The organism is Ureibacillus sp. FSL K6-8385 (assembly GCF_038593155.1).
GTDB classification, from domain to species: Bacteria; Bacillota; Bacilli; order Bacillales_A; family Planococcaceae; genus Ureibacillus; species Ureibacillus terrenus.
Map to the genome: position 1 here is coordinate 732,406 of NZ_CP151968.1, position 12,095 is coordinate 744,500.

Annotated in this window: 13 protein-coding genes and 1 other annotated feature; all 13 genes read left to right on the forward strand. The window is 42.8% G+C overall.

All coding sequences use genetic code 11. The features are described 5' to 3' along the window. Window positions 1-6: 6 nt before the first annotated feature. Window positions 7-714 (forward strand): RNA polymerase sporulation sigma factor SigE, encoded by a 708-nt coding sequence (gene sigE / locus NST62_RS03490; protein ID WP_141601491.1) that lies wholly within the window; start codon window positions 7-9, stop codon window positions 712-714. 104 nt (window positions 715-818) lie between these two features. Then, window positions 819-1,598, forward strand: coding sequence for an RNA polymerase sporulation sigma factor SigG (gene sigG / locus NST62_RS03495; protein WP_141601625.1), 780 nt, complete (start codon window positions 819-821; stop codon window positions 1,596-1,598). Between the two features lie 233 nt (window positions 1,599-1,831). Further along, on the forward strand, window positions 1,832-2,068 hold the full coding sequence (locus tag NST62_RS03500) for a YlmC/YmxH family sporulation protein (RefSeq protein ID WP_141601492.1): 237 nt from the start codon (window positions 1,832-1,834) through the stop codon (window positions 2,066-2,068). A gap of 86 nt (window positions 2,069-2,154) precedes the next feature. Then, complete coding sequence (locus NST62_RS03505) at window positions 2,155-2,826, forward strand: YggS family pyridoxal phosphate-dependent enzyme (protein WP_141601493.1); 672 nt, start codon at window positions 2,155-2,157, stop codon at window positions 2,824-2,826. An 11-nt stretch (window positions 2,827-2,837) separates the two neighbouring features. Next, window positions 2,838-3,299, forward strand: coding sequence for a cell division protein SepF (locus tag NST62_RS03510; RefSeq protein WP_141601494.1), 462 nt, complete (start codon window positions 2,838-2,840; stop codon window positions 3,297-3,299). A gap of 25 nt (window positions 3,300-3,324) precedes the next feature. After that, window positions 3,325-3,582, forward strand: coding sequence for a YggT family protein (locus tag NST62_RS03515; RefSeq protein WP_141601495.1), 258 nt, complete (start codon window positions 3,325-3,327; stop codon window positions 3,580-3,582). Between the two features lie 93 nt (window positions 3,583-3,675). Then, window positions 3,676-4,461: a YlmH/Sll1252 family protein gene (locus NST62_RS03520; protein WP_342463150.1), complete on the forward strand. Its 786-nt coding sequence runs from the start codon at window positions 3,676-3,678 to the stop codon at window positions 4,459-4,461. An 83-nt stretch (window positions 4,462-4,544) separates the two neighbouring features. Further along, entirely contained in the window at window positions 4,545-5,099 is a 555-nt protein-coding gene (locus NST62_RS03525; protein ID WP_141601497.1) for a DivIVA domain-containing protein, read from the forward strand. A 67-nt stretch (window positions 5,100-5,166) separates the two neighbouring features. Continuing rightward, window positions 5,167-5,390 (forward strand) — a binding site (T-box leader). A gap of 123 nt (window positions 5,391-5,513) precedes the next feature. Further along, window positions 5,514-8,276 carry an isoleucine--tRNA ligase gene (gene ileS / locus NST62_RS03530; protein ID WP_141601498.1) on the forward strand — a complete coding sequence of 921 codons (2,763 nt, stop codon included), beginning with the start codon at window positions 5,514-5,516 and terminating at the stop codon, window positions 8,274-8,276. 179 nt (window positions 8,277-8,455) lie between these two features. Next, complete coding sequence (lspA, locus tag NST62_RS03535) at window positions 8,456-8,935, forward strand: signal peptidase II (RefSeq protein WP_141601626.1); 480 nt, start codon at window positions 8,456-8,458, stop codon at window positions 8,933-8,935. Further along, window positions 8,932-9,846, forward strand: coding sequence for an RluA family pseudouridine synthase (locus tag NST62_RS03540; protein WP_141601499.1), 915 nt, complete (start codon window positions 8,932-8,934; stop codon window positions 9,844-9,846). Before lspA ends, NST62_RS03540 begins: the two co-directional genes overlap by 4 nt. 313 nt (window positions 9,847-10,159) lie before the next feature. Then, complete coding sequence (pyrR, locus tag NST62_RS03545; RefSeq protein ID WP_141601500.1) at window positions 10,160-10,705, forward strand: bifunctional pyr operon transcriptional regulator/uracil phosphoribosyltransferase PyrR; 546 nt, start codon at window positions 10,160-10,162, stop codon at window positions 10,703-10,705. A gap of 22 nt (window positions 10,706-10,727) precedes the next feature. Then, a complete protein-coding gene (locus tag NST62_RS03550) occupies window positions 10,728-12,065 on the forward strand; it encodes a solute carrier family 23 protein (RefSeq protein WP_141601501.1) in 1,338 nt (445 codons plus the stop codon). Window positions 12,066-12,095: the final 30 nt, after the last annotated feature.

Consider the following 12,095-nt stretch of genomic DNA (forward strand, 5'->3'; position numbering starts at 1 on the left):
GAATGGTTGTTTGAAAGATTAAAAGAACTGCTTTTAAAAATATTTAGTAAGTTTCGCACCAAAAAAACATACTATATAGGAGGTCATGATTCCTTGCCGGTACCATTGTCTAGAGAAGAAGAAATGTCAGTAATTGAAGCTTTTATGAACGGTGATATGAAAGCACGGGACACATTAATTGAGAGAAACTTGCGCCTTGTTGTATACATTGCAAGACGTTTCGATAATACAGGGACACCGATTGAAGATTTGATCAGTATTGGATCTATCGGACTGATCAAAGCAATTGAAACCTACAATAAAGAAAAGAATATTAAGCTCGCCACATACGCCTCCCGTTGCATCGAAAATGAAATTTTAATGTATTTGAGAAAGACAAGTCGTATGAAGAGCGAAGTTTCATTGGATGAGCCGCTGAATTCCGATCCGGATGGCAACGAACTGCTATTATCCGATATTTTGGGCACAGATGAAGAAATTATTATGAATGATGTAGAGAAAAAAATTGAGCGTGCGTCGATGTTTGAAGCGATCAACGGATTAAGCGAGAGAGAAAGATATATCATGGAATGCCGTTTCGGTTTAAACGGCAAAAAAGAAATGACGCAAAAAGAAGTGGCGGACCATTTGGGAATTTCGCAATCATACATTTCAAGATTGGAAAAGAAAATTATTTCCGAGTTGAGAGAATCCTTGAACCAGCCGATTTCTTAGCGAATTGGATGAAATTGGACGCCAAACGCACGCATATTCTTTTCCTTTTCGGACAAACTTAAAAAACAATCCAAGAGATAAAATGTCTGGAGGAAAAGAAGATGGTGCGTACAAAAGTCGAGCTTTGCGGCGTTGATACGGCATCCTTGCCGGTATTGTCACATGAAGAAATGAGAGAACTGTTTGTACGGCTAAAAAACGGAGAAACATCGGTAAGAGAGCAACTGGTCATTTGCAATTTAAGATTGGTGTTGAGCATCGTGGGCAGATTCGCTCATCGGGGGGAACAAGCGGACGACTTATTCCAGGTCGGATGCATCGGTTTATTAAAAGCCATCGACCATTTTGATTTGAAGCATAATGTCAGATTCTCAACCTATGCGGTACCGATGATTATCGGTGAAATCCGCCGACACTTGAGAGACCATCATGCCCTTCGTGTCTCAAGATCTTTGAGGGATATTGCCTATAAAGCAATGCAGGCAAAAGAAAAATTCATATCGGAAAATCTGCATGAGCCGACCATTGAACAAATAGCAGAAATGATCGACATGAAAAAAGAAGACGTACTTTATGCGCTGGATGCGATTCAAGATCCGCTTTCCCTTCAAGAACCAATTTATTCCGATGGCGGAGATGCCGTATATATAATGGATCAATTGAGAGATGAAGCTGTTTCGGAAGAGCAATGGGTTGCGTATGTGAGTGTAAAGGAGAGCATTCAAAAGCTGGATGAACGGCAACAGCTGATTCTTGCCAAGCGGTTTTACTACGGCGAAACCCAAACAGAAATTGCGAAATCTCTCGGCATATCCCAAGCCCAAATTTCCAGACTCGAGAAAAATGCAATCGAGACGATGCAGAAAGATTATAAATTCGGTTAATGTCAGCCCTTTTGCAATTCGACGCACTTTTTATAAGTGCGTTTTTATTTTTTCGAAATATACGAAATCATATTATATTTGATTTGCGGTCAAACATCGCATTGAAACATAAAATAAAATGAGATAGGTCTTCAACCGATATAATGAATGGGAGCATCTCTTCCAAAAAAAGCGTTTCGTTCCTTCCACCAATTGAATTTCTGCAAGTAAAGTCATTTTCGAAAGGAGATTCAATGAAATTTTCAGAAGTGCAGCAAAAGGAAATTATTGAGGCGGGAAGCGGCCGTTTTATCGGATACATCATCGATGCGGAAGTATGCGAACAAACCGGCATGATTACAGCTTTTCTTGTAGCGCAACCGAAAAAATTTCTGAATATTTTTCACGGGGATGAACCTGTACAGAAAGTGCTGATCAGCGACATTTTGGTGATCGGGAAAGATGTAATTTTGGTGAAAGGGGTCTGTTAGTTTCTCTATTTCATTGAAAAATAAAGAGTTGATTGTTAAAATGAATTAAAATGAAAGAAACTATTGTTGTAAAGTTGGGATCAGGAATGGCAAGTATTCGTGAAAATCTGGAAGTAATACAGCAAAAAATAGATGAAGCGAAAGCTAGAGCGAACAGAGAAGATGATCATATACAAATTGTTGCAGTCACCAAACAAGTTTCGGTTGAACGGGCGATGGAAGCGATAGATGCGGGCATTCACCATCTCGGCGAAAACCGCCCGGAAGGCTTGCTTGAGAAAAAAGCGGCAATTGGCGACAAAGCGGTTTGGCATTTTATCGGAACATTGCAATCAAGAAAAGTAAAAAAAGTGATTAATGAGATTGATTATTTGCATTCGCTGGATCGCATGAGCTTGGCGGAAGAAATCGAAAAACGGGCATTAAAACCGGTAAAATGCTTTGTTGAGGTAAATATTTCAGGAGAAGAATCAAAACATGGCCTAAGCAAAGAAGAAGCCATCCCTTTCATTCAATCTTTGGAAAAGTTCACGAAAATCCAGGTGGTCGGTTTGATGACGATGGCACCTTATACCGATGACAAAGAACTGATCAGAAAAGTATTCCGGGGTTTAAAAGAATTGCAGCAAGAAGTGATAAAGTTGAATTTGCCGTATGCACCTTGTACAGAACTTTCGATGGGTATGTCCAACGATTATGAAATTGCGATTGAAGAAGGCGCCACATTTATCCGAATCGGAACAGCTCTTGTTGGATAGGAGGGATAAAGATGGGCATGTTCAGCAAATTCAAAAACTTCTTTTATTTAGATGACGAAGAAGATCAAGAAATTCATCCATCCCAGAGTGAGCAACCGGTCGCATTACCGCAAGAGACTGTCACAAAGAAAACGAAAAAAATTGTCAATAGCCATGGCGAAGAAAAGACGTTAAGCGTCATCAATATCCAGTCGGCCAATTCATTGAAAAATACAAAAGTGATGATTGTCGAACCAAGAGTGTATGCAGAAGCGCAAGATATTTCCGAGCACTTAAAAAATAAACGGGCCGTCATCGTTAACCTCCAGCGGATTGACCGTGAGGCAGGATTGCGCATCATTGATTTTTTAAGCGGCACTGTATATGCTTTAGGTGGAGATATTCAACGCATCGGGGATAATATTTTCTTATGCACACCGGATAATGTAGAAGTGCAAGGTGAAATTTCCAATTATTTTTACGACGATATTTAAACGAAAGAGGTAATAGGGATTCAATATGATTACAGAAATTATTTCCTTCGGATTTCGAATTTACACACTAATGATTATTATTTACATCTTAATGTCCTGGGTGCCAGCAACCAGAGAAACGGCATTTGGACAATTTTTAGAAAAACTTTGCGAACCTTATTTAGGCTTTTTCAGAAGATTCATCCCGCCTATCGGAATGATTGATTTTTCGCCGATTATCGCATTGATTGCATTATCGTTTATCGAGCGGGGAGTTTATTATTTACTGAGCTTTCTTTTTTAGCGATGGGTGCGGCTCAAAATCGAGTCACATCCATTTTATATGATGTTCCAATTTTTCTTAATTATTTATTGTTTTGACTGTGAGAGTGACAACATGCAGAATATTTTGCAGCATTTTCATAAAGATGAGCGCCCTTTTGTTGAAAGGGTCATCGAATGGAGAAAAGAAGTGGAAGACCGTTACGCTCCTAAATTGACCGCTTTTTTAGACCCAAGAGAGCAATTTATTGTCCAATCCATCATTGGAAGCAGAGATGAGATTTGCGCATTCAGCGAAGGGATTTTTGAGGAAGCGGAGAGGAAAAGAGTATTCATTACGCCATCCTATTTTATTCCTTCTATTAGTGATTACGATATTTCCGTTTTACAATTAACATACCCCTCAAAATTTGTTGCATTGAAGCATCCCGATGTATTGGGGGCTTTGCTTTCCCTGGGAATCGACCGGAAACATTTTGGAGATATTAGAATACAAGAAGATATCATCCAATTTGCATGCACGAAAGAAATCGCCCGTTATGTGAAAGTGAATTTAGAAAAAGTGGGGAAGGTGTCTGTCCGCATAGATGAAGTGGAGAACCTTGATCATCTGCTCCCTCCGCAAGAGGAGTGGTCCGAGAAATATTTAACCGTTTCTTCCATGCGATTGGATGCGGTATTATCAAGCGGTTTGAATATTTCCAGGCAAAAGGCCCAAAGCCTTATTCGCGGAAGCAAAGTGAAAGTCAATTTTGCCCTTTGTGAAGAACCTTCCTCCGATTTGAAAATGGGGGATATGATTTCCTGCCGGGGATTTGGACGCTTCAAAATTACAGGCATCGAAGGCCGAACGAAGAAAGGCAAGATCCGTCTGGCAATCAGCCAGATCAAGAGAAAGTAAATTGTTTAAAAATTTACTGTCAAGGGATAAATTGAACGGTATAATAAAAATATGTCCACATTTTCGTAAAAGGAGTGCAAAATATGCCACTATCACCTCTCGACATACATAATAAGGAGTTTACCAAAGTATTCCGCGGTTATGCGGAAGACGAGGTCAATGAATTTTTGGATCAGATTATTAAAGACTACGAGCTTCTGCTTCGCGAGAAAAAAGAACTAGAGGAAAAAGTAAAACAGATGACGGAACAAATGGAGCATTATAATACGTTGGAAGACACGCTTCAAAAATCGATCGTTGTCGCTCAGGAAGCCGCGGAAGAAGTGCGCCGGAATGCACAGCAAGAAGCCAAGCTCATCATTAAGGAAGCGGAAAAAAATGCGGACCGGATTGTCAATGAAGCTTTGGCCAAAGCACGTAAAATAACGATTGAGATTGATGCATTAAAAAAACAATCCAAAGTTTTCCGCAATCGTTTCAAAATGTTGGTAGAAGCCCAGTTGGACTTGCTGAATTCCGATGACTGGGATCACTTAATGGAATATGATATTGGTTTGACGGAAATCCAGGAACAATTTAATAGAGATGATGACGAGGATTTCCTAAAAAAGAGCGCCACTGAGGAAGAAAAATTTTAACAATTTTCTAACTACTTGACTCTCTGCCATGATTTTCATATACTGATACACAGAAATTTAAACAAGGTGACAGGTGTTGACGGAGAAAGTATTTTTTGCTTGCGGCAATATAGCGATTCGGGGAAGGTGGAAGCCCGGACAAGCAGCAAAAAAGAAAATCACTCCTGAGCCAAATCACTGAAATGCAAGTAAGTGATTTCGTTCACACGACGTTACAGTGTCTAGAGGCAGCGTCATTTCCGGCGCTGTGAATTAGGGTGGTACCACGGGCAAATGTTTCTCGTCCCTTCAGGGATTGAGAAACTTTTTTTATTTTACCGCCGGTACAAAGGTTTTCTTTTTTGCTGAATAAGTGTGGATATAAGGCCTAATCAATGATGATAGCTGCAAAAATTTTTTGAAGGAGGAAATGCAATGGTAGAGTATAAGGATACGTTATTAATGCCGAAAACCGATTTTCCGATGCGCGGAAATCTTCCGGTGAACGAACCAAAAATCCAAGCGAAATGGGAAGAAATGGATATTGATAAATTGGTCAATGAACGTACAAAAGGCCGTCCGGAATTTGTTTTGCATGACGGACCTCCGTATGCGAACGGAGATATTCATATCGGACATGCATTAAATAAAATTTTGAAAGATATCATCAACCGTCATCGTTCGATGACCGGCTACCATGTTCCTTACGTTCCGGGCTGGGATACCCATGGACTTCCAATCGAACATGCATTGACGAAAAAAGGGGTCAACCGCAAAGAAATGTCGGTTGCGGAATTCCGGAAACTTTGTGAAGAGTATGCTTATGAACAAATTGAAAGACAAAAAGCCCAATTTAAGCGTTTAGGGGTCCGTGGAGATTGGAAAAACCCTTACATTACATTAACTCCAGAATTTGAGGCGCGGCAAATCGAAGTGTTTGGCCGCATGGCGGAAAAAGGATATATTTACAAAGGATTAAAACCTGTTTATTGGTCTCCGTCATCCGAGTCCGCATTGGCAGAAGCGGAAATCGAATATAAAGATGTAAAGTCGCCGTCCATTTATGTAAGCTTTGAAATCAAAGATGCAAAAGGTGTAGTACCTGAAAATGCAAAATTCATCATTTGGACGACTACTCCTTGGACGATTCCGGCGAACTTGGGGATTTCCGTCAACCCTGAATTTACGTATGCGGTTGTAAAAGTGGATGACAATTTGTATATCATCGCAAAAGAATTGATCGATAATGTTTCAAAAGAAATTGGCTGGGAAAATGTTGAAATTGTGCAAGAAGTGAAAGGACAACAGTTGGAATACATTGTGGCGAAACATCCGTTCTATGACCGCGATTCTTTGGTAATGGTCGGGGAACACGTAACATTGGATGCTGGTACCGGATGCGTTCACACGGCACCTGGCCATGGGGAAGACGACTATATCGTCGGAAAAAAATACGGTTTGGATGTATTGAGCCCAATCGATGACCGCGGCTGCTATACGAGCGAAGCGCCTGGATTCGAAGGCATGTTCTATGATGATGCCAACAAAGTGGTGACTGAAAAATTGAAAGAAGTGGGGGCTTTATTAAAATTAGGATTCATCACTCACTCCTATCCGCATGACTGGCGTACGAAAAAACCTGTCATTTTCCGCGCAACGCCGCAATGGTTCTGTTCGATTGAACCGTTCCGCGCCCAATTGCTGGAAGCGATTGAAAATACGGAATTTACGCCAAGCTGGGGTAAAATCCGCCTTTATAACATGATCCGCGACCGCGGCGACTGGTGTATTTCCCGCCAACGCGCCTGGGGCGTGCCGATTCCGGTATTCTACGCGGAAAATGGAGAAGAAATCATTACACCGGAAACGATCCGCCATGTGGCAAAATTATTCCGCGAACACGGCTCAAACATCTGGTTCGAAAAAGAAGCGAAAGATTTATTGCCTGAAGGCTTTACTCATCCGGGAAGTCCAAATGGCAAATTCACAAAAGAAAAAGACATCATGGATGTCTGGTTCGACTCCGGATCCACTCACCAAGGCGTGCTTGTTGAACGCGGCATGAAATATCCTGCCGACCTTTATTTGGAAGGTTCCGACCAATACCGCGGATGGTTTAACTCATCATTGATCACTTCCGTTGCAATCAACGGATTTGCTCCATATAAGGGCATCTTGTCCCACGGCTTCGTTCTTGATGGGGAAGGCCGTAAAATGAGTAAGTCCCTTGGAAACGTCATCGCTCCGGAACAAGTCATGAAACAATACGGCGCGGACATTCTCCGTTTGTGGGTTGCATCCGTTGACTACACAGGCGATGTTCGCATTTCGATGGATTTATTGAAGCAAATTTCGGAAGTATATCGTAAAATCCGAAATACGCTTCGTTATTTGCACGGAAATTTATTTGATTTTGATCCGAAAAAAGACCGCGTGCCTTATGACGAGTTGCGTGAAGTGGATCAATACATGTACATGCGTTTGCAGGAAGTATTGAAACAAGTGCGTGCCGCATATGACCGATATGATTTCTCTGCCGTATATCACGCCATCAACAATTTTGTATCGGTTGAATTGTCCGCATTCTATCTGGATGTGGCGAAAGATGTGGTATATATCGAGGCGCCAAATGATCCTGCCCGCCGTGCGATGCAGACGGTCATGTACGATTGCCTGCTCACTCTGCTCAAAATCTTGACGCCGATTCTTCCGCATACGACAGATGAATTGTGGTCTTACTTGAACGAAGAAGAACCTTCTGTTCAATTGACAGACTTCCCGGAAGTGGATGAGCGGAGCAATTTCAAAGAATTGAAAGAAAAATGGGGCAAAGTGATGGCCATTCGCGATGAAGTATTGAAAGCCCTTGAAGAAGCGCGGAATGAAAAAGTCATCGGAAAACCATTGGACGCAAAAGTTGTTGTTTATGCGGATGATGAAGAAGTGCTTTCATTGTTGAACGATGACAAAGTGGACTTTAAACAAATCTCCCTCGTGTCTCAATTTGAGGTGCACGGAAGCCGGAAAGATGCTCCGGAAAATGCGATCGCTCTTGAAAAAACATCCATCGTTGTTGCAAAAGCCGATGGGGAAAAATGTGAACGCTGCTGGTCTTATTCTGAAACGGTCGGCCAAAATGAAAAACATCCGACATTGTGCGCCCGTTGCGCCGATATTGTCATCCATCATTACGAATAATCTGTCCCGCCCTTGGATTCGCCAGTGTTCAAGGGCGGTTTTTCGTTTAGAAACGGAAGGGCGAATGCCAAAAAAGATGTTGTATGCATCGCGCAAGATTATTTGAGCTGTATTGATGGATGGGATATGCTAGAATAATGAGGATATATAGGCAAAACGGGGGAAAGATTGTGGTTAATATTATAAAATACTATAGTGTATCACTTTTCATTATCATTCTCGATCAATTGACGAAATGGTTTGTTGTACACAATATGGAAGTAGGAGACCGGATTTCCGTATGGGATCCGTGGTTTGGCATTTTAAGCCACCGCAACCGTGGAGCGGCATGGGGCATGCTTCAAGGGCAAATGTGGGTTTTCTATATTGTGACTATCATCGTGGTTGGTGCGGTGATCTATTATTTTCATAAAGAAGGAAAAAACAGGCCTTTCCTTGGAATCAGTCTGATGGTTTTGTTGGGAGGGGCGATCGGCAATTTCATCGATCGGGTTTTCCGCGGAGAAGTGGTCGATTTTATCGATGTGTTGATTCCGATCATCAACTATGATTTCCCTATTTTCAATGTTGCGGACGCGGCATTGACCATTTCAGTGGTCATGTTGATTTTTGCGTTTCTTAGGGAAGAACAAAAAGAACAGGAAAAGGTGAAACAATGACAGTTGTATCCATCACAATTGACGCAGAACATGCGGGGGAGCGGCTGGACAAAGCTTTGTCAAGCATACAAAAAGATTGGTCCCGGACGCAAATCGCCAATTGGATAGATGAAGGTCTTGTCACGGTGAACGGCAAGGAAGTGAAGGCAAAATATAAAGTAAAAGAAGGGGATACCGTCGAAGTGGATGTTCCTGAACCGGAAGAACTTGAAGTTTTGCCGGAAAAACTTGATCTGGATATCGTATATGAAGATACGGATGTCCTTGTCGTGAACAAGCCAAGAGGAATGGTGGTGCACCCTGCTCCGGGGCATACGACCGGAACATTGGTGAATGGATTATTGTATCATTGCAAAGATTTATCCGGCATTAACGGAGTCCTTCGCCCCGGGATTGTCCACCGCATTGATAAAGATACTTCCGGTTTGCTGGTAGTGGCCAAAAACGACCAGGCCCATAAGGCTCTCGCGGAACAATTATCAACTAAAACGGTTAAAAGAAAATATATTGCGCTAGTGCATGGACATATCCCGCATAATAAGGGCACGATTGACGCCCCGATCGGCCGGGATCCGAAAGACCGTCAAAAGCAGGCGATAGTGGACAATGGAAAAGAGGCGATCACCCATTTCCGGGTGCTGGAACGGATTGGCGGGAAATATACTTTGGTGGAGTGCCAATTGGAAACGGGGCGCACCCATCAGATCCGGGTCCATATGAAATATATCGGCTATCCATTGGTAGGGGATCCGAAATATGGCCCCAAAAAAACGATAGATTTTGGCGGACAGGCTCTCCATGCAGGTGTCTTAGGTTTCAAACATCCACGGACAAAGGAATATATGGAATTCGAAGTGCCTTTGCCGGCAGATTTTGTGAACTTACTTGAACAATTAAGAAAAGAAGGTTGACTTGAAAGGTAATTAGTTCTATACTTTAGGACAGTGAAAATTGAATAGGGAATACCTTTAATGGCAGTCCAGAGAGGCTGAAAAGGTAAAAAGATGTTGGTATTTTGGCGATGGGCGATCGCCCTAAATGAGTATGACCTTTGTCGGATTGTACGGCCAAACAATAGGGGAAATTGTCTCTTTCACAGATTAAGGGGCGGTTTATGCGAAATTGTTATACCAACATACTATTTTACTGTAATTTCAACCTCTTAAGCTGACGCTTAGGAGGTTTTTTTGTGCGGTCGAAAAAATATAAAGGAGGAATGAGCGGATGAGCCAAGCGAGGGAATTGTTGGATGCCCAGGCAATGAACCGTGCGCTGACAAGAATTGCCCACGAAATTATCGAACGCAATAAAGGCATCGATCAAGTGATTCTGGTGGGCATCAAAACACGCGGCGCTTACCTTGCCAGAAGGCTGGCCGAAAAAATCGAAAAAATCGAAGGCAAAAAAGTCCGTACTGGCGAGCTGGATATTACATTGTACCGCGACGATTTATCCACGAAGTTCGAAGAGGACGAGCCGAAAGTGCAGCAAGTGGATATTGATTACGTCGTAAAAGATCAAAAAATTGTCCTTGTGGACGATGTGCTGTACACAGGAAGAACGGTGCGGGCAGCTTTGGACGCGGTAATGGATTTGGGAAGACCTGCCCAAATTCAATTGGCCGTATTAATCGATCGGGGACATAGAGAATTGCCGATTCGCGCAGATTATGTAGGAAAGAACATTCCGACGTCCAGTTCCGAAAGAATCGTCGTTCACGTAACAGAAGTCGACGGAGAGGACCGGGTCACTTTGCACAAAATGAACTAATACAGATTGAGAGGTTAACATCATGTCAAAGCAAGTCATCGATATACATGAAAAGCCGACTGGCGGACAGCTGGTCACATTAAGTTTTCAGCACATGTTTGCCATGTTCGGTTCCACCATTTTAGTACCGCAGCTTGTGGGATTGAGCCCCGCGATTGCGCTTTTGACGAGCGGAATTGCGACAATCATCTTTTTGCTTGTAACGCAATTTAAAGTGCCCGCTTACCTGGGTTCATCCTTTGCATTTATTACACCGATGCTGCTGGTATCCGGCGGGCTGGATCCGGAAGGCGCCGCCATCCATCCGGGAAACGCAATGATTGGTGCAATGGCGGTCGGTTTGGTTTATGCCATTGTTTCTTTGTTGATTTATAAAAGCGGCTACAAGTGGATCATGAGATTATTGCCGGCCGTTGTGGTAGGGCCTGTCATCATGGTCATCGGACTTGGACTTGCAGGTACGGCGGTCGACATGGCTATGAATATATCCGTTGAGCAAGTGAATCCTGATTCAGGTGAAACTGAACTGGTAAAACAATATAGCGGCAAGCATTTTTCGGCTGCTTTGGTCACTTTGTTTGCTGCAATCATTTTCAACGTATACTTCAAAAATATTTTAAGCGCGATGCCGATCCTTCTGGGACTGGTGGTTGGATACATATATTCCGCAATCATTGGTATCGTCGATTTTACAAAAGTGAAAGAAGCTTCATGGTTCGCTCTGCCGGACTTTTTAATCCCCGGCGTGGATTATGAGTTTCAAGTGACCTCCAATATTTTGCTTGCGATGGTGCCGGTCGTCATCGTAACGATTTCGGAACATATCGGTCATCAGCTGGTATTGGGGAAAATCGTTGAACGGAATTATATCAAAGATCCGGGATTGCACCGCTCCATCCTCGGTGACGGATTAGGAACATTTGTCAGCGCATTGATCGGCGGACCGCCAAAAACGACTTACGGCGAAAACATCGGGGTATTGGGAATTACGAAAGTATATTCCGTTTACGTCATCATGGGTGCGGCCGTTATCGCCATCCTGCTTTCATTCTTCGGAAAAGCAATGGCGCTTGTGCAAACAATCCCGACGTCCGTCTTGGGCGGCATCTCCATTCTGCTGTTCGGAATCATCGCTTCCAGCGGTCTGCGGATGATTGTTGAAAAAAAGGTGGATTTTAGCAAAAACCGCAACATGGTCATCGCCTCTGTCATTCTGGTTGTTGGAATCGGCGGTGCGGCAATCCGGTTCTCCGAAGCTTTTTCGATCGAAGGAATGGCACTTGCCGCGATTATCGGCGTATTCCTAAACTTGATCCTTCCGGGCAGAGAGAAAAATGCAGAAGAGTTTGAAGAAGAATAGAGCAATCCATCAATCCTTTAAGATTTGTCC

Excerpts from the sequence above, each read along its gene's own strand:
- NST62_RS03500 (WP_141601492.1), top strand. The coding sequence starts at position 1,832 with ATGAAATTTTCAGAAGTGCAGCAAAAGGAAATTATTGAGGCGGGAAGC.
- NST62_RS03505 (WP_141601493.1), top strand. The coding sequence starts at position 2,155 with ATGGCAAGTATTCGTGAAAATCTGGAAGTAATACAGCAAAAAATAGAT.
- NST62_RS03510 (WP_141601494.1), top strand. The coding sequence starts at position 2,838 with ATGGGCATGTTCAGCAAATTCAAAAACTTCTTTTATTTAGATGACGAA.
- NST62_RS03515 (WP_141601495.1), top strand. The coding sequence starts at position 3,325 with ATGATTACAGAAATTATTTCCTTCGGATTTCGAATTTACACACTAATG.
- NST62_RS03520 (WP_342463150.1), top strand. The coding sequence starts at position 3,676 with ATGCAGAATATTTTGCAGCATTTTCATAAAGATGAGCGCCCTTTTGTT.
- NST62_RS03525 (WP_141601497.1), top strand. The coding sequence starts at position 4,545 with ATGCCACTATCACCTCTCGACATACATAATAAGGAGTTTACCAAAGTA.
- ileS (WP_141601498.1), top strand. The coding sequence starts at position 5,514 with ATGGTAGAGTATAAGGATACGTTATTAATGCCGAAAACCGATTTTCCG.
- NST62_RS03540 (WP_141601499.1), top strand. The coding sequence starts at position 8,932 with ATGACAGTTGTATCCATCACAATTGACGCAGAACATGCGGGGGAGCGG.
- pyrR (WP_141601500.1), top strand. The coding sequence starts at position 10,160 with ATGAGCCAAGCGAGGGAATTGTTGGATGCCCAGGCAATGAACCGTGCG.
- NST62_RS03550 (WP_141601501.1), top strand. The coding sequence starts at position 10,728 with ATGTCAAAGCAAGTCATCGATATACATGAAAAGCCGACTGGCGGACAG.